Origin of the sequence: Roseovarius confluentis (assembly GCF_002917925.1) — a bacterium.
Taxonomy (GTDB): domain Bacteria; phylum Pseudomonadota; class Alphaproteobacteria; order Rhodobacterales; family Rhodobacteraceae; genus Roseovarius; species Roseovarius confluentis.
The window spans coordinates 560,921-582,393 of record NZ_PPFE01000002.1; the positions used below are offsets into that span (position 1 = coordinate 560,921).

Genomic DNA, 21,473 nt, shown 5'->3' on the forward strand with positions numbered 1-21,473 from the left:
CGGCGCGGCGGATCTCGTCGAGCCTCTCGCGCTGCTTGGCGTTGAGATCGCCATTGCTGGGCTGCGCCGAGGTGGTGATAACCGACAGGAGCGGCTCGAAACCGGTCTGCCCTTCAAGCTTGTAGAGCTTGCGCGAAGGTCAGGTGCCGCGGATGCGGGTCACCATTTCGGTCGTGTCGGGGCTGAGGTCGGGCGTGGCGAGGATGCGGTCGAGCTGGGACTTGATGAGGCCCTGGCGGGTGTCGTCGTAGCGCCGCCACGTCTCGAAGGCCGAGCACATCCGCGCGGTGGTTTGCGGGTTGAGGGGGTCGAGCTTGATCAGCCAGTCGGCCAGAAGTTCGTAGCCCGCGCCCGAGACGTGGTGAAAGCCTGCCGCGTTCATCGTGAGCGCGCCGAGTGTGGCGCGGAAGCGGTTGGGATTTTTCATCGTGAAATCAGGGTGTTCGGTGAGGCGGGCGGCCGTTGCGGCGGCATCTTCGGGGGCGGCGTGGACGACCTGCATCATGAACCACTTGTCGATCACGAGGCGGTCCTGCTGCCACTGGTCATAGAAGGATTTCGTGGCCGCATCGCCCTTGCCGGCCTGAAGCAGGCAGGAGAAGGCGGCAAGTTGTTGCGTCATGTTGTCGGCGGAATCGAACTGTTTCTGCGCCTGCGTGCCGCCGTCGAGCCGGTTGATGAGGCTGAGCGCGGCGTTGGCGAGCGACCGTGCGCCGGATTGCTCGGCGTCGGGCCGGTAGGGCTCGGACACCTGGAACTGCGCGTAAAGGCGCGTGGCGGTGTCCTGCATCCGCTCGGCGCGGGCGTGGCGCAGGGTTTCGATGGCGTCCCAGATCGCCTGCGGGTCGGGCGTGGTGCCGGTGTCATGGAGCGTCTGGGCGAGGTCGTCCTGGCTGGGAAGGCCGAGGGCCAATGCGCGGAAGGCCGGGTCGAGGCTGTCGTCGCGGGCCATGGTGTGCACGGCGTCGATATAGGCCTCGTCGGGCGCAGCGCCGTCGCGGATCATGGCGACGAGGGCGTCGCGGGCAAGGTCGCGGCCCGCTTCCCACTTGTTGAAGGGATCGGTGTCGTGGGCGAGCAGGAAGGCGCGTTCGTCGTTTGTGGTGTCGCGGTCGACGATGACGGGCGCGGAGAAGCCGCGGAGGATGGAGGGGACGGGTTTCGACGACAGGCCGTCGAAGGTGAAGCTTTGCTTGGTTTCGGTCATTTCGAGCACTTTTGTGGGCTGCACCTCGTCGCCGTTCGGCGAGAGGAGACCGACGGCGATGGGGATGACACGCGGTGGCTTGTCGTCCTGTCCCGGGGTGGGGGGCGTCGATTGCTCGAAGGTGAGGGTGTAGGTGCCGTCTGCATAGTCTTCGGACACGGCGACGCGAGGGGTGCCGGCGTCCTCGTACCAGCGCTTGAATTGGGCAAGGTCGCGGCCTGTGGTGTCCTCGAACACCTTGAGCCAGTCCTCGATCGTGGCGGCGTCGCCGTCGTGGCGGGTGAAATAGAGATCGAGAGCCTTGTAGTAGGCCTCGTCGCCGACCAGCGTCTTGAGCATCCCGATGAGTTCGGCGCCTTTTTCGTACACTGTGGCAGTGTAGAAATTGTTGATCTCGACAAAGCTGGCGGGGCGGACGGGGTGCGCGAGCGGCCCGTTATCCTCGCGGAATTGCCGCGCGCGCAGGGTGATGACGTCGTCGATGCGCTTGACGGGTTCCGAGCGCATGTCGGCGGTGAACTGGGCGTCGCGGAAGACGGTCAGACCTTCCTTCAAGCAAAGCTGGAACCAGTCGCGGCAGGTGATGCGGTTGCCGGTCCAGTTGTGGAAATATTCGTGCGCGATGATCGCCTCGATCCGCTGGAAATTCATGTCGGTCGAGGTTTCGGGGCTGGCCAGAACGGCGGAGGAGTTGAAGATGTTCAGGCCCTTGTTTTCCATAGCGCCCATGTTGAAATCGTCGACCGCGACGATGTTGAAGATGTCGAGGTCGTATTCGCGGCCATAGGTGTCCTCGTCCCATTTCATGGACTTCTTGAGAGCTTCCATGCCGAAGGCGCATTTGTGTTCGTCACCGGGGCGGACCCAGATGTTGAGGTCGACGTGCTTGCCGGACTTGGTGGTGAACGTGTCGGGGTGGTTGATCAGGTCGCCCGCCACGAGCGCGAAGAGATAGGCAGGCTTGGGCCAGGGATCGTGCCATTCGGCAAAACCGTCACCGGACCCGCGGGGGTTGCCGTTGGAGAGCTTGATCGGCGCGTCGCCTTCGATGCGGACATCAAAGGTGGCCATCACGTCGGGGCGGTCGGGGTAATAGGTGATCTTGCGAAAGCCCTCGGCCTCGCACTGGGTGCAATACATGCCGTTCGACATGTAGAGACCTTCGAGGGCAGTGTTCTCGATAGGCGCGATTTCGACCTCGGCCTCCCAGGTGAAGGGGGCGTCGGGGGCCTGCATGGTCAGGCCGCGGGGCGTGATGTCGGGCGTGACCTCGGCCCCGTCGATGCGGGCGGAGATGAGCGTAAGGTCCTCGCCGTCGAGGCGCAGGGGGCCGCCGGGGCCGTCGGGGTTGGGACGGAAGGCGATCTTGCTGATCACGCGGGTTTTTTCCGGGTCGAGCCGGAAGGTGAGCGAGACGTGATCCACCAGGTGCGCGGGGGGCGTGTAATCGGCAAGGTAGATGGCTTGCGGGGCGGCGTCTTTCATCGCGTATCTCTCCGGCTGTGCAGGGTTTGCGCGGAGGGTAGGGCGATGCGGCAGGGGAGGCAACGCGGAAACGGGGGCGCTGGTACAGACGGACGCGCCTTGGCCCCCCTCGCGCCGGGATGCAAAGTGGCGCGTCGGGGGGGGTGCCTCCGCCTGCGCCTTGAAACTAGGCGGTGCGGGTTTGGAATTGATTAACGGGGCGGCAAATTTGCAGTCCCGCTTGTGCGCATGTTGAGGTTTTCTTATCTGTGCGGGATATTATCCTTAGGTCGTAATCGCAGCAGGTGAAGGATAGACATGACGCGCCCCGTGATCGGCATTATCGGCAACAGCTACTCCATCGACGACCGCTATCCCGTACACGCTGTGGGGCGGATGAATTCCGAGGCGGTGTCGGACGTGTCGGACTGTATCCCGATGCTGGTGGCGAGCGACCCCGCGCTGGTGAGCGTCGAGGAATTGATGGAGATCTGCGACGGGTTCGTTCTGACTGGCGGGCGGCCCAATATTCATCCCGAAGAATATGGCGAGGACGCCACGGAGGCGCATGGCGCGTTTGACCGGGAGCGCGATGCGCTGACCCTGCCGCTGGTGCGGGCCTGCGTGGCCAGTGGACAGCCGATCCTGGGGATTTGCCGGGGATTCCAGGAGGTCAACGTGGCGATGGGCGGGACGTTGCATCCCGAGATCCGCGAATTGCCGGGGCGTGACAACCACCGGATGCCGCCTGACGGCACGCTGGAGGAAAAATTCGCGCTGCGCCACGAGGTGAGCTTTGTCGAAGGCGGCGTTTTCCATCGGCTGATGGGGTCCGAGAAGGTGATGACCAACACGCTGCACGGGCAGGGAATCATCCGGGAAGGCAAGAACGTCGTGATCGACGGTTATGCCCCCGATGGTACGCCCGAGGCCGTCTACATCGAGGGCGCGCCGGGCTTTGCGCTGGCGGTGCAGTGGCACCCGGAGTGGAATGCGGCGAACGACCCGGTCAGCCGGTGCCTGTTCGAGGCGCTGGGCGATGCGGCGCGCGCGTGGCAGGCCGGGGAGCGCGGGCCGGCGCTGCGCTCGGCCTGAGGCCCGTTAAAGCAGGTCCGGGACATTGATGCAGGACAAGGCGCGCGCTGTGGTGCCGTGAGACGATCCTTTCCGTTCCAGATGGGAGGATCCTGCGATGAACATCCTGATTGCCTATGCCACGACCGAGGGGCAGACCCGGAAGATATGCCGCTTTTGCGCCGACCTGCTGATCGAGGCGGGACACAGCGTGGAGCTGTTGCAGGTCAGAGGGCGGACCCGTGACCTTGACCCGGCGCGTTATGACGCAAGCCTTCTCGCGGCGTCGGTCCACTTGGGACGGTTTCAGAAGGACATGATGAAATTCGCAACGCAGCACGGCGCGGCGTTGAGCGCGCATCCGTCGCTGTTTTTGTCTGTGTCGTTGGCCGCCGCAGGGGACGACGCGCAGGATTGGGCCGATCTGGAGCGGATCGTGGCGGCGTTTTGCGACGACACGGGGTATCGTCCCGCCGAGGTGGAACAGGTGGCGGGTGCGTTTCGATTCACGGAGTATGATTTCTTTCGCGCCTGGGCGATGCGCTACATCGCGGCGGTAAAAGGCGAAACGGTCGATCCGCATTGCGACACGGAATACACCGATTGGGATGGCTTGCGCCGGGTCGTGACGGCATGGGCCAAGGCTGTGACGGCCTAAAACATATTGCGAAACGCCTCAGTAATGCGGGCCGTCGGTGTCTTCGATCAGCAGCGCGGCCTCGTGTTTCTTCAGGCAGGGACGGGCGGTTTCCAGGTGGTGTCCGGGCGCCGTGCGCAGTTCGGGGAAGAGGGCGAACAGTTCCTCGCGGGCGGCCTCTTCGATGGCGCCCAAGCCAACGTCGCCGGCGTGGAAGCTTTCCGTGGCGAAGCCCTCGGCGTAGATGACCTCGTGGTGGTCGAACATCAGGTGGATATAGGTGACCTCGTCGCGGGGCTGGCGCAGCACGTCGCGCCCGTCGACGAGGTGCTTGGCGGGAACCAGAACCTCGGACTCGCCAAAGAGAAGCTCGGCGCGATAGCCGGTGTAGAGGATGCGGTGCTGGGGTGACACCAAAAGGCCCTTGCGCGCGGGGTCGAGCGCGTTGGCGCCGACGCGGATGGGGGCGAAGCGACCGTGGCCCTGCACGGTGCGTTTGCCGATCCAGCGGATCGGGCGCAGGCCCTGGTCGCGCGTCACGACCATGTCGCCGGGTTGCAGGGTTTCGATCGCGCGGTCGCCATGGCTGGTGAGGATCATCGTGCCGGGGGTGAAGCAAATGATGTTCTCGATCTCGGAGAAGGTGACGGACGTGCCGTCGGCCATGGTGAAGCTGCCCGACATGCCGGTGCCGGGATCGCTGTCGGAGAAAGTGATGTCGTTCCGGCCCACGTCCGGGGTGAGGATCAGCGTGTCGCCATTGGTCTCATTGCCTTCGCCACCCGTGATGGAAATGGCGCCGTTGCCGGTGCCGGTGGTGTCGAGATCCCGAAGCGTGAAGGTGTCGTCGCCGTCGCCGCCGGTGACGGTATCGCCCTGATCGACGATAATGCTGTCATTGCCGGCACCCGCGTCGACGCTGTCGGCACCGTCGCCGCCGTCGATGCTGTCGTTGCCGTCTCCGCCGGTGATGATGTCGGCGTCGAGGCCGCCGTCGATCACGTCGTGTCCTTGACCGCCCGAGATCGTGTCGTCGTCGTCCTGACCAAAGATCGTGTCGTTGCCGTCGCCGCCAAGGATGCTGTCGGCGTTGTCGCCGGGGTTCTGGTCGGTGCCGTCGTTGGGCAGGTTGTAGAGCGGGTAGTAGGGATAGAGCGGATTGGAGGCCGAGACGTCGCCGTAGATCAGGTCGTCCTCGGTGCCGCCGTCGATGGTGTCGCGCCCGGCATTGCCTTCGATCAGGTCCGCGCCCGCGTCGCCGGTGATGCTGTCGGCGTCGAATCCCGCGTCGATGGTATCGTTGCCCGCGCCGCCGGTGATGACGTCGTCGTCGTCGCCGGTCAGGATGCGATCATTGCCGAGGCCGCCATCGACGGTGTCGCGGTCATCGAACGGGTCGGGATCCGAGGCGTAGTTCAGGCCGGGATTGCCGGGATCGGTATAGCCGGTGTCGGGCAGGCCGTAGCCGTCACCGCCGCGGCTGTCGATAAGGTCGTGGCCATCGCCGCCGCGCAGACTGTCGCTGCCGCCTTGCCCGTAGAGGGTGTCGTTGCCGGTGCCACCGTCGATCTGGTCGTCGCCGGTGCCGCCCCGCACGGTATCGTCTTCGGCACCCCCATGGACGGTATCATTACCCGCGCCCGCCATGATGGAATCGGCATCCGTGCCGGTGGCGTTGTCGGCAGCGTCGACGGCGTCGCCTTCGGGATCGCCGGTATAGCTTGCGTCGATACTGTCTGCGCCTGCGGTGCCTTCGACGATGTCGTCGGGTGCGGGGACGCCCATTGCGGCGAGTGCGTCTTCATCCGACAGGTCGGCGGGGGCGATGCCGACGAGCACGATGCTGTCGCCGCTGGGCAGGCTGAGCAGGGCGTTGCCGAATCCGTCGTCCCCCACGGTAATGTCGCGGGTATTGAGCTGGTTGCCGTCGGTGTCGGTCGCGCCGGAGAGATCCAGTTGATCCTGTCCCGTGAAAGTCCCGTCGCCGTTGTCGACCGGGCCTTCGAAGCCGGTCACCGTGTCGGCGCCGTTGCCGTCGGAGACAACGACCGTGTCGGTGGCGGTGTCGCCCGCGCCCAGGTCGATGCTGTCATCGCCCGCGCCGCCCGTGACGGTGTCGGCCCCGGCACCCGCAAAAACCGTGTCGTTGCCGTCCCCGGCGGTCACCAAGTCATTCGCGCCGGTGGTTTCGGTCGTGGCGTAGAGTTCGACCGAGTCGAGTGACGCGCCCTCGGAATCGCTGGCCCCGGCGCCGCGGAATTCCAGCGTGCCGGTGCCGTCGCCCGCCCCGCCGACGAGGTTGTAGGTGTAGGTCTGCCATCCGCCATCGGGGAGATCGATGCTGTCGATCAGCTGTCCGTTCCAGTAGACGTCGATCGTGTTGTCCTGCGCCGTGCCGTCATCGGCGTTGGACAGATCGCCCGCGTCGAAACTGAGCTGGTAGATCCCGTCAGGCTGAAGGCCCGTGACGGTCTGGGAGATCACGAGTTGCTGGCCCGCGTCGCCTTCCATGTCGAGCCAGTTGGCGCCATCGGTGGCGGTGAGCCCGCCGCGCCCGTCACTGTGAAAATCGACGGAGCTGCCATTGGCGTCGGTCCAGCCGGGGACGGTGCCGCCGGCGCCCTGGAAGCCGAAACCCACGGGGGTCATGCCGGTGGTGTCTTCGAAGGAGCCGTTGACGATCAGGTTGGGGCCTGTGGGCACGAAGTCATCGGCCGAGATGCGGTCGTTGCCGGTGCCGCCCAGGATGGTGTCGGCGCCGTCACCGCCGAAGATGTGGTCGTCTCCGGCTTCGCCGTTCAGCCGATCATTGCCGGAGCCGCCGTCCAGCGTGTCGTTCCCGCCGGTGCCGAAGACGGTGTCGTTGCCGCCCTGGGCATGAACGCGGCTGCCAGTGCCTGTCGAGTTGATGCCGGGGGCATCGTCGACAAGGTCGTCGCCATCGCCCGCATGAACGGTATCGGCGCCGTCGCCATAGGTGATCGTGTCGTTGCCGGTGCCGGTCGTGAGGGTTTCGGAGCCCGCATCGCCGGTGACGGTGTGATCGCCGTCGCCGAAAGTCAGTGTTTCGAAATGGTCCAGCAGGGTGCTGCCGCCCAAGCTGGCGTCGGAGGCCCCGCCATAGCCCGCCTCGCCCACGGTGAAGGTCGAGGCGCCGTCGGTGAGGCTGATCCGGCCCGTCGCCTTGTCGATGTCGATGGCATAGGGTTCCGGCAGGGCGGAGAAATCCAGCGTGTTGCCGCCCGCGGATTCCGAGACCGCCGCCCAGAAGGCCGGGTCGTTCCAGTTGGCCGTGGTGACGGTGTAGGTGGTCATGGTGCGCGCCGCTGGCGCCGCGCACGCGGGCGCGATGCCTCACGCAAGGCCCCCGGACGGGGGCATCTGTTAACCCTGATCACCATTAATCCTACTCGATCCGCTTAGTCGTGGTCGGTTCGTTTGATGTCCGACGTTGGGAGCGACATTAGAATCCGGGCTTGGCCTGAATTCGGATGGAATGTGGCGAGAGTAAGATTTTTCCTTAAAATTAAGTGATTTATCACGCCGCCATTACAAGCGCGGCACGTGGTTCAACCAAGAGGCGCGCCTCATGCGCGCGCAGGCACAGCCGGGCGGTGTCACCATAGGCCGAGAGATCGCCCCGCAGGTGCGGAAAGGCGCGGAACATGTCCTCTCGGGAGGCATCCGAGAGCGCACCGACGCCCACATCCGCGGCAAGGAAGCTTTCGGTTGCGGCGCCCTCGGCATAGACGATTTCGTGCTGGTCGAGCATCATGTGGAAATAGGTGACAAGGCTGCGTTCGGCGATGCGCACATCTTGTCCGTCGACAAGGTGCTTGGCCGCCACCAGAACTTCGCTTTCGCCAAAGAGCAGCTGGCTGCGGTAGCCCGAGAACATCAGCCGGTGCTGCGGTGAGACCAGAAGCGGTCGGCGGGCGCCTTGCATGATGGTGGAGTTGACGGCGATGGGAGCGAACTTGCCGCGGCCCTCGACCGTGCGTTGACCCAGCCAGCGAATCGGCTGTGGGCCGTTGTCGCGCGTGATGACCAGGTCGCCGGGGCGGAGCGTCTCGATAGCGCGTTCGCCTTGGGGTGTCAGGATGCGTGTGCCGGGGGTGAAGCAGATGATGTTCTCGATTTCCGAGAAGTTTACCGTGGTGCCGTCGGCCAGCGAGAAATTGCCCGAAAGGCCGCCCGCGCCGTCATCGGTGTCGGTAAAGGTGATGTCGTCGAAGGTGACATCGGGCGTGAGTTGCAGCGTGTCGCCGTTCGTCTCGTTGCCTTCGCCGCCGACAATGGTGATGGTGCTGGACCCGGCCTCGCCCAGGTCGCCCAGCACGAAAAGGTCGTCGCCGTCACCGCCAAAGGCGCTGTCGCCTTCGGCCAGGTACATCTCGTCGTCGCCGAGGCCGCCATAAAGGCTGTCGGCGCCGGTGCCGCCGATCAGCGTGTCGTTTCCGCCGCCCCCGAAGATAGCGTCGTTGCCGGCGCCGCCGCTGAGGCTGTCGTCGCCGCCGGAAGCCGCGGCCGGTCCCATGACCTGGCTGCTGTCGGCAAGGGCCTCGGTGGTGCCGCTCGGGCTGGTGACCTGTCCCGAGATGACTTCGCCCCCGGCATTTTCCCAGTGTCGCACCTCGATGGTGTATATGCGCCCCGCCTCCAGTTCGACGGTGCCCGAACGGGTTGTCGCGCTCTGGTGGAAGTCGTTGTCCATGAAATCGGCCGTGCCGCCACCCTGGTTGGTGAAGGTCAGGGGGTCGCCGTTTTCATCCAGCAGCCGGATGGTCGAGCCGTCGTCCGAGGTTGTCGAGAACGTGTAGGTCCCGTCTTCGGACGCCAGGAACTGCGAGGTGTAGATCACGCCGAAGTCATTGGCGTCGCCGGTCGTGCCGCGGGCCTCGTGCACGAGGGTTGCCGAATTGAACCCATCCGATTGACCCGAGCCGACCAGCGTTCCCGACTCGATGTCGAAGGCCTGGCCGTTGGCATCGGAGAAGTCGTGGTTGTAGACCTGATAGTCCCATTGCCCTGCGGCCGGTGCGTCGTCGCCATAGATCAGGTCGTTGCCGTCGCCGCCTGTGACGGTATCGGAGCCGCCCTCTGCATGGATCGTGTCGTTGCCGGAGCCGCCGTCGATGCTGTCGTCGCCGGGGTCGCCCTCGCCGATCTGGTAGTCGGCGTCCACCCGGTTCGCGCCGATGGTCGCGTTGTCGCTGTCGACGCTGTTTAGCGTGATCGACTCGATCGGCTGGCTGGTCAGGATCGTGTTGTCGGCGTTGTTGCTCAGTTCGGGCAGCATGAAGACGTCGCCGGTGGTGGTCTGGATGACCACGGCGGTGAAATCCTGTGAAGACCCGTCGACGAAGGTGACGGTGGCGCTGTAGACCAGGCCGGAATCGATCTGGTAGCTTGTGCCGCCGATGACGATGTTCTCGGGTGTCTGGCCGTTGTCGTTGTCCTGCAGCGTGCCGTCGCTGTTGCTGTCGAAGGTCTGGGCGTCGAGGAACTGCTCGAAGAGCGGGTTGCCGGCGTCGCCGTAGGTCCCTTGAAGGGCGGTGGCGTTTTCGCTGGCGGTATTGGTCTCGGTCGGGTCCACATCGGGGGCGGAGCCGAGGCTGATGACGGTGAAGGTGCTGCCCGGCGTGTTGGTGCCGCCGATCGAGCTGGTCTCGCGCGGATCGCTGTCGCCATAAATCAGGTCGTTGCCGTCGCCGCCCAGGATCGTGTCGTTGCCGGACCCGCCATAGACGGTGTCGTCGGCGAGACCTGCCACGACGCTGTCGTTGCCCGCGCCGGCATGGATGAGGTCGGCGTTGAGGCCCGCGCCGGTGCCGTCGCCGCCGTCGGCCACGTCGCCCTGCGGGTCGCCCGTGTAGCTGCCGTCGATGGTGTCGTCGCCTTCGGTGCCGTCGACGATCTGGTCGGTATAGTCCTGCGCGTTGAAGGCGATATCGCCCGCGGCGGCGTTGGGGTTGCTGTCGTAAGCCTGCACCTGGTAGCTGCGGCCGGCCACCAGCGGCACCTCGGACAGGGTGTAGAGTCCGGCTGCGGCGCCGTTCTCGACGTCGAACTGGATGACCTGGAAGGTCTGGCCGGTAACGGTGTCGCGCAGGGTCCAGACAAGTTCGGCATCGACAGTGGTGTTGACGGAGGTGTCGTTGCCCAGCGTGACATCGGCCGTGGCGGTCTCTCCGCCGGCGCTGTCGTCGTCGAGCGTGAATTCCTGAATCCCCGTCTCGTTGTCGGTGATGACGGCAGTGCCGGCAGCGGTGCCGGGACCGCCCCAGGTGAAGGTGCTGCCGGTACCGGTCGGGATGTTGCCGGCCGGGTTGTAATCGTAGAAATTGACCTCGTACGTGGCCATGGTCTTCCTGCCTTCCTTTGTCAGTCCGCGGTCTGTGCCGCGTGACCCCCGGCGCGTCTTTTGCTGCTCTGTCGCCGGTTGTTTCCAGAATGGATACAGAGTGTCCGTGGCCGGAAAGCGGGGGGTTTTAGGCGAATTTTAGGTGAATTAAGGCAAGATCTGGACGTGGTGTTTCAGGCTCAAATGCCCAGTTCAGCCCTTTTTTTCCTGGTCAGCTTGGCGGTCACCAGGTCGTAGGACAGAGCAAGATGCTCTTTCAGGCTGTCATCCGAAAGGCCGGGATCATCGTGGACTTGCAGCCACTTCATCCCGCGCGAGGCAAGGTAGGGGGCCGGGCGGATACCCGGCTGATCCTGCAGGACCTCAAAGGCGATGTCGGTGGCCTTGAACGTGTAGGCGTCGCGGCCGTCGTTCCACCCGGCGATGGCAAAGACCTTGCCGCCGACCTTCCAGACGTCGGCGTTGCCCCATTGCACGACATGGGCGGTGGCCGGCAGCGACGCGCAGAAGGTCATGAACGCGTCGCGGGGTAGCATCAGACCTGGCCGCCGGCGATCTCGATGGTCTGGCCGTTCACGCTTTCGGAGCCCGGGCCGCAGAGCCAGGTGACGGCGGCGGCGACCTCTTCGGGCAGAATGAGGCGCTTGTGGCGGTTGGCGTCGACCATCATGGAGCGGGCGGTGTCGGCATCGACCCCGGCGCGGGTGCTGATGGCGTCGACGTTGCGGGTGACGATGTCGGTGTCGACATAGCCGGGGCAAACCGCGTTGAAGGTGAAGGGACTGCCCATGTAGTCCTCGCTGAGGGCGCGGACGAGGCCGATCAGGCCGTGTTTGGAGGCGGAGTAGGCGGCGGCGCCCTTGAGCCCCCTGAGGCCCGCGATGGAAGAGATCGCCACAACGCGGCCCCAGTCGGTGCCTTTCATCGAGGCCATGGCGCTGCGGATGGTCCAGAACGCGCCGTCGAGATTCGTGGACATTGTGCGGTGCCAGAAATCGGTGTCGGTTTTCGACAGGCTGCGGCCTTCGGCGATGCCGGCATTGGGCACGCAGACCTGGATGGGCCCGCGTTCGGCAACGGAGGCGGCAATGCCTTCGACCACGCTGGCCTCGTCGCGCACGTCCATGACCTGGGCGTGCAGGCCGTGGGAACTGGCGGCCTCTTCCAGAACCTCGGGGCGGCGGCCGGTGATGGTGACGTCTGCGCCGCTGCTTTGGAGCGCGCGGGCGATGGCGAGGCCAATGCCGGTGCCGCCGCCGGTGACAAGAGCGTGTTTTCCTGTAAGCGTCATGAGCGCAACTGTGCCGCAGGGCGCGCGGCTTGCCAAGAGCCGCGTTGGAAGGACTGGCAAGGCAAACTGGTATACTCTATACCAGTTGTCGGGCGATTCCGAAGAGGCAGCTGTGTGGCTATGATGCTGGGATGGATCTATGTACCTTGCGAGAAGGCGACCGGCGCACGGGGTGTATCCGGGCCGGCGGTGGTCGGTCTGGCGGGGTTCGCTCTCGGCGGGGACCGGCGCGGCTGGCTGCGACGAAAGTTTCGAATGAATTTTGCGCGATACTGTGAAAAGACACGATGGTGATTTGACAGGATGCGACAATCGCTACATTTCAAGCGGGTAAAAATTGTGTGATAAGCCGTGCCCGACCATTAGGGTTCAGAAAACGACAGGCCGAGAGGCCGCCACATGTGACCGTCAGAAAACGGGGGGAGTGAAAGTTGAAGATCGGAACACCAAAAGAGGTGATGGAGGGTGAGGCGCGCGTTGCCATGACGCCGGACTCGGCCCTGCAACTTCAGAAACTGGGCCATGAATGCGCCATCGAGACCGGAGCGGGAGAGCGCGCGGGTTTCACGGATGCGGATTACAAGGAGGCCGGTGTCGAGATTATCAAGTCGCCCGCAGCCTTGTGGAAAGCCTGTGACATCATCGCCAAGGTGCGCGTTCCCACGGATACCGAGGTCAAGCGCCTGACCAAGGGCCAGACCCTTATTTCCTTCTTCAACCCGGGCGGGAACGAAGAGCAGATGAAGATCGCCGCCGAGAAGGGCGCGACCGTCATCGCGATGGAATCAGTGCCGCGGATTTCCCGTGCGCAGAAGATGGATGCGCTGTCGTCCATGGCCAATATCGCCGGCTATCGCGCGGTGATCGAGGCCGGCAACAATTTCGGCCGCTTCTTCACCGGCCAGGTAACCGCCGCGGGCAAGGTGCCGCCGGCCAAGGTGCTGGTGGTCGGTGCCGGTGTGGCGGGGCTTGCCGCGATCGGCACCTCGACCAGCCTGGGCGCGATCACCTATGCGTTCGACGTGCGGCCCGAAGTGGCCGAGCAGATCGAATCGATGGGGGCGGAATTCGTGTTCCTCGATTTCGAGGAAGATCAAAAGGACGGATCGGAAACCGGCGGCTATGCCGCGCCGTCCAGCCCCGAGTTCCAGGAAAAGCAGCTGGAAAAATTCCGCGAGATGGCGCCCGACATGGACATCGTCATCACCACGGCCCTGATCCCCAACCGGCCCGCGCCGGTTCTGTGGACCAAGGACATGGTCGAGATGATGAAGAACGGTTCGGTCATCGTGGATTTGGCCGCCGAGCGCGGCGGCAACTGCGAGCTGACCCAGAAGGACGAGAAGATCGTCACCGACAACGGCGTGACCATCGTCGGTTACACCGACTTCCCCAGCCGGATGGCGACGCAGTCCTCGACTCTTTACGCCACCAACATCCGTCACATGATGACCGACCTGACGCCCGAGAAGGACGGCAAGGTCGTGCACGACATGGAAGACGACGTGATCCGGGGCGCCACTGTGACGCATGGCGGCGAGATCACCTATCCGCCGCCACCGCCCAAGGTGTCCGCCATCGCGGCGGCCCCGAAGAAGGAAAAGCCAAAGGAACTGACGCCGGAAGAGAAGAAGGCGCAGGAGGTGGCGGCCTTCAAGAAACAGACGATGAACCAGGTGGGCCTGCTGGGTGTCGGCGCGTTCCTGGTGCTGCTGGTCGGCACCGTGGCGCCGGCGAGCTTCATGCAGCACTTTATCGTCTTCGTGCTGTCGGTCTTTATCGGGTTCCAGGTGATCTGGGGCGTGGCGCACAGCCTGCACACGCCGCTGATGGCCGTGACGAACGCGATTTCGTCGATCATCATCCTGGGCGCGCTGATGCAGATCGGCTCGACCTCCTACCTCATCACGCTGCTGGCCGGGCTCGGCATCTTCATGGCGGCAATCAACATTTTCGGCGGCTTCCTGGTGACACGGCGCATGCTCGCCATGTTCCAGAAATCGTAAGGGGGTAAGGGACGATGGATTTCGGATTTACCATTGCGGCCTATGCGGTCGCGGCAGTTCTCTTCATCCTCAGCCTGGGCGGTCTGTCCGGGCAGGAAAGCGCGAAACGCGCGGTGTGGTACGGCATTGCCGGTATGGCGATTGCCGTTCTGGCGACGCTGATCGGCCCCGGGGCGGGGCTGTGGCTGGTGTCGCTGATCATGATCGCGGGCGGTGCCGTGGTGGGCTATCAGCTGGCCACCAAGGTGCAGATGACGCAGATGCCCGAATTGGTGGCAATCATGCACTCGCTCGTCGGCTTGGCCGCGGTCTTCGTGGGCTTCAACGCCGATATCGAGCTGGGGCGCGTGGCGGCGCAGTTTGCCGATGCGGGCCTGCCCTTCCCGCGGCCCGAGGAAGTGACGGCGGAAGGCGTGGCCTTTGCCAAGCAGTTCACCGGGTTCGCCGCGATCGTCGCCAAGAAGACGGCGGTGGAAGTGTCGATCCTGAAGGTCGAACTGGTGCTGGGCATCTGGATCGGTGCGGTGACTTTCACCGGGTCGGTGATTGCCTATGGCAAGCTGGCCGGCAAGGTCGACTCGGCGGCCACGAAGCTGCCGGGCGGGCATATCCTGAACGCGGCCGCCGCGGCGCTGTCGCTGGTGCTGGCGATCATGTACCTGAGCGGGTCGGGCAGCTGGACGCTTGTTGTGCTGACGCTGCTGGCGCTGTTTATCGGCTATCACCTGATCATGGGGATCGGCGGCGCGGACATGCCCGTGGTGGTCTCGATGCTGAACAGCTATTCCGGCTGGGCGGCGGCGGCTATCGGCTTCAGCCTTGGCAATGACCTCTTGATCGTCGTGGGCGCGCTTGTGGGCTCCTCGGGTGCGATCCTGAGCTACATCATGTGCAAGGCCATGAACCGGTCCTTTGTCAGCGTGATCCTGGGCGGTTTCGGCGGCGCGGGTGGTCCGGCGGCGGAAGTCGAGGGCGAACAGGTGCCGATCGATGCCGACGGCGTGGCCAACGCGCTGAACGAGGCCGACAGCGTGATCATCGTGCCGGGCTATGGCATGGCGGTGGCGCAGGCGCAGCAGGCGGTCAGCGAACTGACCAACAAGCTGCGGGCGCAGGGCAAGGAAGTGCGGTTCGCCATTCACCCCGTCGCGGGGCGTCTGCCGGGGCATATGAACGTGCTTCTGGCCGAGGCGAAGGTGCCATATGACATCGTGCTGGAGATGGAGGAGATCAACGACGATTTCCCCGACACCGACGTGGTGATCGTGATCGGCTCGAACGACATCGTGAACCCTGCCGCGCAGGATGACCCCAACAGCCCCATCGCCGGGATGCCGGTGCTGGAGGTCTGGAAGGCCAAGAACGTGTTCGTGTCCAAGCGCGGTCAGGGCACGGGGTATTCTGGCATCGAGAACCCGCTGTTCTACAAGGACAACACGCGGATGTTCTATGGCGACGCCAAGGATAGCGTGACGGCGTTGTTGTCGAAGATCGGGTAATCGCCGTTCGTTTGGAATTGGAGAGGGCCCGCCGGTTGGCGGGCCTTTTTCGTTGGGCCCGAGGCAGAGGTCCCGGATCAGGTCCGGGACGAGGGATGTATTGTCGCGGTGGGTTTGAGGCGCGTGGGTTTTCATCCACCCTACGAGGGTCGCTTGATTTCCCGCGTCGGGATGGATGATGATGCAGGTGCCATTGCAGATGGCTAAATTTGCGCCAGTATACCGTTGCATTCCGCTAAGTCATTGAAAGCGCATTTAAAACTATTTTCATCCCTGGGCCGTATCGCTAATGTCCCCGGAAACGACAGGACGCGAGAGCCATGCCGCCAATTGAAGATCATCCGCTGCGATTCGAGCTGTCCAACGAACTGCACGCGCGGCCGTTTCCCAATCTGAGCGCGCCGGCGACCGGCGTGTTCCTGGCGATCAAGCGGGTCGAGGGGGCGGCGGCGCGGGACAGGGGCGATGACCTAGCGCATCTGACGGCGCTGCTGGACCGCTATGGCGCGGCGCATCCCAAGCCGGGTGCCTCGCATTATTCGGGCGATATCGGCAAGCACCATCTGAAGTGGGAGCGGCATACCGAGTTCGTCACCTATACCGCGTTCCGCGACGGGGTCAGCGACAGGCCCTTCGATCCGGCGGATTTCGAGGTGTTTCCCGCCGATTGGTTGAGCGGGGCGCCGGGGCACCGGATGACCTCGGCCATGGTACGGATCGAGACGCAGAAGGACGAAGATACGGTGCGCCAAAACATCCACGACTGGTTCGTGGCCGACAGCGTGGCCGTGGCGCGGGTCTTGGATGACAGTGCGATCATCGCGGGGGATTTCCGGATCGACCCGGCGGGGCATCTGCGGTTCATGGTCAATGCCTCGGCCGATATCGGCACGCGGCGGATGGGGCGCGTGGTGCAGCGTTTGTTCGAGATCGAGACCTACAAGACCATGTCGATGCTGGGCTTTGCCCGGGTGGGCGAGATGCGGCCCGACATGGGCGCGCTGGAAGAGCGGCTGACGCATCTGATCAGCAACATGCCGGGCGGGTCGGTGGCCGCGGAGGACACGCTGGACGACCTGCTGGAGATCTCGGCCAAGCTGGAGGGGATGGTGGCGCGGTCGTCCTATCGCTTTGGCGCGACCTCGGCCTATGAGCAGATCGTGAAGCAGCGCATCACCGTGCTGCGCGAGGAGCGGTTCAACGGTCGGCAGACCTTTGGCGAGTTCATGATGCGGCGCTATGATCCGGCCATGCGCACGGTTCTGTCTACCAAGGAAAGGCTGGACGCGATGTCGGACCGGGCGATGCGGGCGGGCGAACTGCTGCGGACGCGGGTGGACGTGGAGCGCAGCGCACAGAACCAGGACCTGCTGGAGAGCATGAACCGCCGGGCAGACATGCAGTTGCGCTTGCAGCGCACGGTCGAGGGGCTGTCGGTGGTGGCGATCAGTTACTACGCGGTGTCGCTGGCGGGGTACGTGCTCTACCCGCTGACCGAGCCGACGGGGCTGTCGAAGGAGATGCTGACGGCGATCGTGGCGCTGCCGGTGGTGGCGGCGGTGTGGTGGATGATCAAGCGGGTGCGCGAGAAGTTGGACTAGCGCCGTGGGTCTTGCCAACCCGACGCGGTGTCGCGGGGCGAAGCCAAAGCGGCGTCGGTGGGACGACGGAGGTCGGCGAAGCTGACAGGAGTGGCGAAGGGGCACAGGGGCTGCCGAATCGAAAGGGGCACGTGATGTTTCAGGCTTTTGCGGGGATCTGGGCGCTGCTGATCGGGATCGTGCTGATCATGCTGGGCAACGGCATGCATTTCACGCTGATCGGTCTGCGCGGGGATATCGAGGGGTTTTCCTCGGGCGAGCTGGCGGTCGTGACATCGGGCTATTTCGTGGGGTTCCTGCTGGGGGCACGCTATGCGCCGCGCCTGATCCGCCGGGTCGGGCATGTGCGGGTGTTCGCGGCACTGGGCAGCTTCATGTCGGCCGGACTGATTGCCTTTCCGCTGCTGGCCGAGCCGTGGGCGTGGACGCTCTTGCGCGTATTGATCGGGTTCGCCATGTCGGGGATCTATGTCACCGCGGAAAGCTGGCTGAACAACGCGGCCACGAACGAGACGCGCGGCAAGATCCTGTCGGCCTACATGATCGCGCAGACGCTGGGCATCATCGGGGCGCAGGGGCTGCTGAACCTGGGCGAGACGGCGGGGGCGTCGCTGTTCATCGGGGCGTCGATCCTGGTGTCGGTGTCCTTTGCGCCGATCCTTCTATCCGTCACGCCGGTACCGGCGGCGGAGGTGATCCGCGCGATGCCGTTGCGCGAGTTGTTCACGGGTTCGCCACTGGGCACGGTGGGGATTTTCCTGCTGGGCAGTCTGTATGCCACGCAATCGGGGATGGGCGCGGTCTATGGCGCGCAGATCGGGATGGGCAAGGGCGAGATCGCGCTGTTCATCGCGATGCTGTTCGGCGGCGCGCTGGTGCTGCAATACCCTATCGGCTGGCTGTCGGACCGAATCGACCGGCGCAAGGTGATCTTCGGCGCGGCGGCACTGGGGGCCGCGTTCTGCCTGCTGGGGTGGGCCATGGGCGGCACGTACTGGCCGTTGATGGCGGCGGCGTTCCTGACCGGGGGCGTGACGACGCCGCTGTATTCGCTGCTGCTGGCCTATACGAACGATTTCCTGCCGGTCGAGGACATGGCGGCGGCCTCGGGCGGGCTGGTTCTGACCTTCGGGATCGGGGCCATCCTTGGCCCGTTGGCGGCGGGCTGGGTGATGGACGTGGCGGGGCCGTCCGCGTTCTGGCTGGTGCTGGCGGCGGCGTTCGCGGCGATTGCGGTCTATGCCGCATACCGGATGACGAAGCGGGCGGCGACGCCGGTGGAGGAGACCGAGAGTTACCTGGGCGTGCTGCCGGCCTCGTCGGCCTTCGTGGTCGAGGCGGCGGGCGCGTGGTCGGCCGAGCAGGGTGAGGACGACGACAAGGACAATTGAGGTGCGCGCCGAGGTGGGGTGAAACCCCACCCTACGTCGGCATTTGAGGTCCCGGATCAAGTCCGGGACGGCGCAGGGAGTGGCCTCGGCCCGGTCAGAACGCTTCGGGTTTGGCCTCGCGCGCCATGTGGTCGAGCACCGCGTTGACGAAGCTGCCTTCCTTGCCCTCGGGATAGAAGCTGCGGGCGACATCGACGAATTCGTTGATGACGACCTTGACCGGCGCTTCGCCTTCGAGGAATTCCGCCCCCGCGGCGCGGAACACCGCCCGCAGGGTGGGGTCGATGCGCGCGATGGGCCACTTGGCCACCAATGCGCGGTCGGTCATCTGGTCGATCTTGGATTGCCAGTTCACGGCTTGCTCGACCAGCTTGCGGAAGAGGTCGATATCGCCGTCGGCCATTTCGATGCCTTCCTCGAATTCCTGTCCAAAGCGGAAATCGAGGAATTCGCGGATGATCGTCTCGTAGGACTGGCTGGAATGCTCCATCTGAAAGAGCGCCTGCACGGCGTAGAGCCGCGCGGCGGAGCGCATCTTGCGTTTCTGGTTGCCGGATAGTTCGGTCATGCGGTGGGGTTGTCCTTGAGCTCGCCTGCGAGCTTGTATTCCTCGGCGTCGGGCATGAAGCCGACGCCCTTGCGGGTGCCCCACTTGCGGGTGAGGGCGATAAGGTGCAGGGCGGCGGCGGCGGCGCCTGCGCCCTTGTTCATCTGCTCGGGATCGGCGCGTTCCACGGCCTGATCGCGGTTTTCGACCGTAAGGATGCCGTTGCCGATGCAAAGACCCTGCAGGCCAAGCAGGGTGATGCCGCGGCTGGAATCGTTGCAGACCGTCTCGTAGTGGGTGGTGGCGCCGCGGATGACGCAGCCAAGCGCCACGTAGCCGTCGAAGTTCGACAGGCGCTCGGCGATGCCGATGGAGGTGGGGATTTCCAGGGCGCCGGGGACCTCGATGAGGTCGAAAGTTGCGCCCGAGGCTTCGATCTCGGCGCGGGCGCCTTCGATCATCATGTCGGCGATGTCACGGTAGAAGGGGGCCACGACGATCAGCAGTTTTACCGGCTTGTCGAACGTGGCGCGGGGCAGGGTGTATTCGGTTCCGGCCATGGCGTTATCCTTCGCTGAGGGGGTGCGTGCCGACGATGCTGATGCCGTAGGCGTCGAGCCCGAGGTAGCGCGTCTTCGGGCTGTCGGTCACGAGGATCAGTTCGTGCAGGCCCATGGTGGACATGATCTGAGCACCGAGACCGGTCTGCTTGATGGTGCGCGGCGTGTCGTCCTCTTCCATTTCCGAGGCGAGGCTGGGCCGGGGCTGGCGGAAGAGGAAGACGGCACCGCGGCCTTCGCGGGCAATGATGTTCATGGCGCGGGGCAGTTTGCCGGTGGGACCTTCGGATTTGGCGTCAAGGCCGATGCCCAGCACGTCCTCGAGCGCGTTGAGCGCGTGGGTGCGGGCCAGCACGGGCTTGCCGTCCGTAATGTCGCCCTTGGACAGAACAACATGCTCGGTATCGGTGATCTGGTCGGCAAAGATGCGCATGTCCCATTCGCCGCCATGGGACGAGTTGACGGTCTCGCGCCGGACCTCGCGCACGAGGTTGTCGTGCTTGTGGCGATAGGCGATGAGGTCGGAAATGGTGCCGATCTTCATGCCGTGCGTCTTGGCGAACTCCACGAGGTCGGGCAGGCGGGCCATGGTGCCGTCGTCCTTCATGATCTCGCAGATCACGCCGGAGGGGTTGAGGCCGGCGAGCCGGGAAATGTCGACGGCGGCCTCGGTATGGCCGGCGCGCACGAGCACGCCGCCGTTGCGGGCGCGCAGGGGAAAGACATGGCCCGGCGTGGCGATATGGGCCTGGGTGTTCTGCTCGTTGATCGCGGTCGAGATGGTCAGCGCGCGGTCGGCCGCCGAGATGCCGGTGCTGACGCCCTCGCGCGCCTCGATGCTGACGGTGAAGGCGGTTTCGTGCCGCGACGAGTTGTTCACGGCCATCATCGGCAGGCCAAGGCGGTCGATGCGCTCGGAGGTCATGGGCAGGCAGATGAGACCCTTGCCGTGGGTGGCCATGAAGTTGATGACTTCGGGCGTGGCGAATTCGGCGGGGATCACCAGGTCGCCTTCGTTCTCGCGGTCCTCGTGGTCGACGAGGATGAACATGCGGCCCGCGCGCGCCTCGGCGATAATCTCTTTGGTGGGGGAGATCGCGGAGCGCAGTTCGGCCTCGACGGGCCCGGGTTTTTCGAAGGCTTGGGTTTCGGACATCTGGCGCCTCTGGGGTTACAGGCCCGCCAGATAGCGCAGGGGTGTGCGGAAGGCCAGAGGGGATGTCGGGTTATGGTGTCTGGCTGACGCGTTCGGGCGCATGTGACGGACGAGATGTCGCGGCGGAATGGCAACGATCAACCGGTGATGCCGGGGCTTTCCCTTGAGGATGGGGGCCAATGTGCTACTATTAAAGGTGAAGCGCAAAGGAGTCGTCCAATGCCCAAGCTCATCCGCATGTATATCGTGAACGTCGCCATCGGCTTCGGCCTCGCGGCGGTGTTCGTGGGGATGTTGCTGTGGTTCGATATCGCGAACCTGTGGCATCTGGTCAGCCATTCCGACAAGGGTTGGCTTGCGGTTCTGCTGCTGTGGGTGTCGAACGGGATTGTCTTTGCGGGCGTACAGTTCGGCATCGCGGTGATGCGGATGAAGGATGACGACGATGATGACGGCCCCGGTGGCGGGTTGCGCCAGCATGTCATGCGGCAGGATCATGCGACCATCCCTGTGCGCGCGGGCCAAGGCGAGCGTCCGTTCTGGAGCAAGCGGTAGAAAGCGTATCCGGTTTGAAAGGCTGAGAGGCGCACGGCGGGTTGCGTTGGGTGCCGCATAGACGTTGCGGCGCGTGGGTTTTCGCCCACCCTACGTGGCGGCAAAAGGTGTGACGGGCCCG

General features: G+C 64.8%; 15 protein-coding genes. 7 read left to right on the plus strand and 8 right to left on the minus strand.

Annotation, left to right across the window (positions count from 1 at the left end; genetic code table 11):
* Positions 1 to 139: 139 nt before the first annotated feature.
* The gene (gene pepN / locus C2I35_RS07530; protein ID WP_103762386.1) at positions 140 to 2,692 is read right to left on the minus strand and encodes an aminopeptidase N; all 2,553 of its coding nucleotides are present in this window, start codon (positions 2,690 to 2,692) and stop codon (positions 140 to 142) included.
* Between the two features lie 297 nt (positions 2,693 to 2,989).
* Here pepN and C2I35_RS07535 point away from each other — a divergent pair, with 297 nt between their 5' ends.
* Both C2I35_RS07535 and C2I35_RS07540 read left to right on the plus strand, forming a co-directional pair.
* Complete coding sequence (locus tag C2I35_RS07535; RefSeq protein WP_103762387.1) at positions 2,990 to 3,766, plus strand: gamma-glutamyl-gamma-aminobutyrate hydrolase family protein; 777 nt, start codon at positions 2,990 to 2,992, stop codon at positions 3,764 to 3,766.
* A 97-nt stretch (positions 3,767 to 3,863) separates the two neighbouring features.
* Positions 3,864 to 4,403 carry a flavodoxin domain-containing protein gene (locus tag C2I35_RS07540; RefSeq protein ID WP_103762388.1) on the plus strand — a complete coding sequence of 180 codons (540 nt, stop codon included), beginning with the start codon at positions 3,864 to 3,866 and terminating at the stop codon, positions 4,401 to 4,403.
* Positions 4,404 to 4,421: 18 nt separating this feature from the next.
* Here the strand turns inward: C2I35_RS07540 and C2I35_RS21840 are convergent, their stop codons facing one another.
* From C2I35_RS21840 to C2I35_RS07560, 4 genes are all read right to left on the minus strand, one after another.
* The gene (locus tag C2I35_RS21840) at positions 4,422 to 7,697 is read right to left on the minus strand and encodes a Hint domain-containing protein (RefSeq protein WP_146049985.1); all 3,276 of its coding nucleotides are present in this window, start codon (positions 7,695 to 7,697) and stop codon (positions 4,422 to 4,424) included.
* Between the two features lie 223 nt (positions 7,698 to 7,920).
* Positions 7,921 to 10,746 (minus strand): Hint domain-containing protein, encoded by a 2,826-nt coding sequence (locus C2I35_RS22595; RefSeq protein WP_146049986.1) that lies wholly within the window; start codon positions 10,744 to 10,746, stop codon positions 7,921 to 7,923.
* A gap of 179 nt (positions 10,747 to 10,925) precedes the next feature.
* Positions 10,926 to 11,282, minus strand: a complete 357-nt coding sequence (locus tag C2I35_RS07555; RefSeq protein WP_103762389.1) for an MmcQ/YjbR family DNA-binding protein — start codon at positions 11,280 to 11,282, stop codon at positions 10,926 to 10,928.
* Positions 11,282 to 12,037: an SDR family NAD(P)-dependent oxidoreductase gene (locus C2I35_RS07560; RefSeq protein WP_103762390.1), complete on the minus strand. Its 756-nt coding sequence runs from the start codon at positions 12,035 to 12,037 to the stop codon at positions 11,282 to 11,284. The genes C2I35_RS07555 and C2I35_RS07560 overlap by 1 nt, the downstream gene beginning before the upstream one ends.
* A 431-nt stretch (positions 12,038 to 12,468) precedes the next feature.
* Between C2I35_RS07560 and C2I35_RS07565 the strand changes: the two genes are divergently transcribed.
* From C2I35_RS07565 to C2I35_RS07580, 4 genes are all read left to right on the plus strand, one after another.
* Positions 12,469 to 14,043 carry a Re/Si-specific NAD(P)(+) transhydrogenase subunit alpha gene (locus C2I35_RS07565; RefSeq protein ID WP_103762391.1) on the plus strand — a complete coding sequence of 525 codons (1,575 nt, stop codon included), beginning with the start codon at positions 12,469 to 12,471 and terminating at the stop codon, positions 14,041 to 14,043.
* Positions 14,044 to 14,057: 14 nt separating this feature from the next.
* Positions 14,058 to 15,542: an NAD(P)(+) transhydrogenase (Re/Si-specific) subunit beta gene (locus C2I35_RS07570; RefSeq protein ID WP_103762392.1), complete on the plus strand. Its 1,485-nt coding sequence runs from the start codon at positions 14,058 to 14,060 to the stop codon at positions 15,540 to 15,542.
* A gap of 320 nt (positions 15,543 to 15,862) precedes the next feature.
* On the plus strand, positions 15,863 to 17,143 hold the full coding sequence (locus C2I35_RS07575) for a DUF3422 family protein (protein WP_103762393.1): 1,281 nt from the start codon (positions 15,863 to 15,865) through the stop codon (positions 17,141 to 17,143).
* A gap of 134 nt (positions 17,144 to 17,277) precedes the next feature.
* Positions 17,278 to 18,534 (plus strand): MFS transporter, encoded by a 1,257-nt coding sequence (locus tag C2I35_RS07580; protein ID WP_103762394.1) that lies wholly within the window; start codon positions 17,278 to 17,280, stop codon positions 18,532 to 18,534.
* Positions 18,535 to 18,628: 94 nt separating this feature from the next.
* On the opposite strand, the gene nusB is transcribed toward C2I35_RS07580, so the two are convergent.
* The 3 genes from nusB to ribB are packed head-to-tail and all read right to left on the minus strand — an operon-like array spanning position 18,629 to position 20,797.
* A complete protein-coding gene (gene nusB, locus C2I35_RS07585) occupies positions 18,629 to 19,102 on the minus strand; it encodes a transcription antitermination factor NusB (protein WP_103762395.1) in 474 nt (157 codons plus the stop codon).
* Entirely contained in the window at positions 19,099 to 19,641 is a 543-nt protein-coding gene (locus C2I35_RS07590) for a 6,7-dimethyl-8-ribityllumazine synthase (protein WP_103762396.1), read from the minus strand. Before C2I35_RS07590 ends, nusB begins: the two co-directional genes overlap by 4 nt.
* 4 nt (positions 19,642 to 19,645) lie before the next feature.
* Positions 19,646 to 20,797, minus strand: coding sequence for a 3,4-dihydroxy-2-butanone-4-phosphate synthase (gene ribB, locus C2I35_RS07595; RefSeq protein ID WP_103762397.1), 1,152 nt, complete (start codon positions 20,795 to 20,797; stop codon positions 19,646 to 19,648).
* A gap of 219 nt (positions 20,798 to 21,016) precedes the next feature.
* On the opposite strand from ribB, the gene C2I35_RS07600 reads away from it, so the two are divergent.
* Complete coding sequence (locus C2I35_RS07600; RefSeq protein ID WP_103762398.1) at positions 21,017 to 21,352, plus strand: hypothetical protein; 336 nt, start codon at positions 21,017 to 21,019, stop codon at positions 21,350 to 21,352.
* The last annotated feature ends 121 nt before the right edge of the window (positions 21,353 to 21,473 follow it).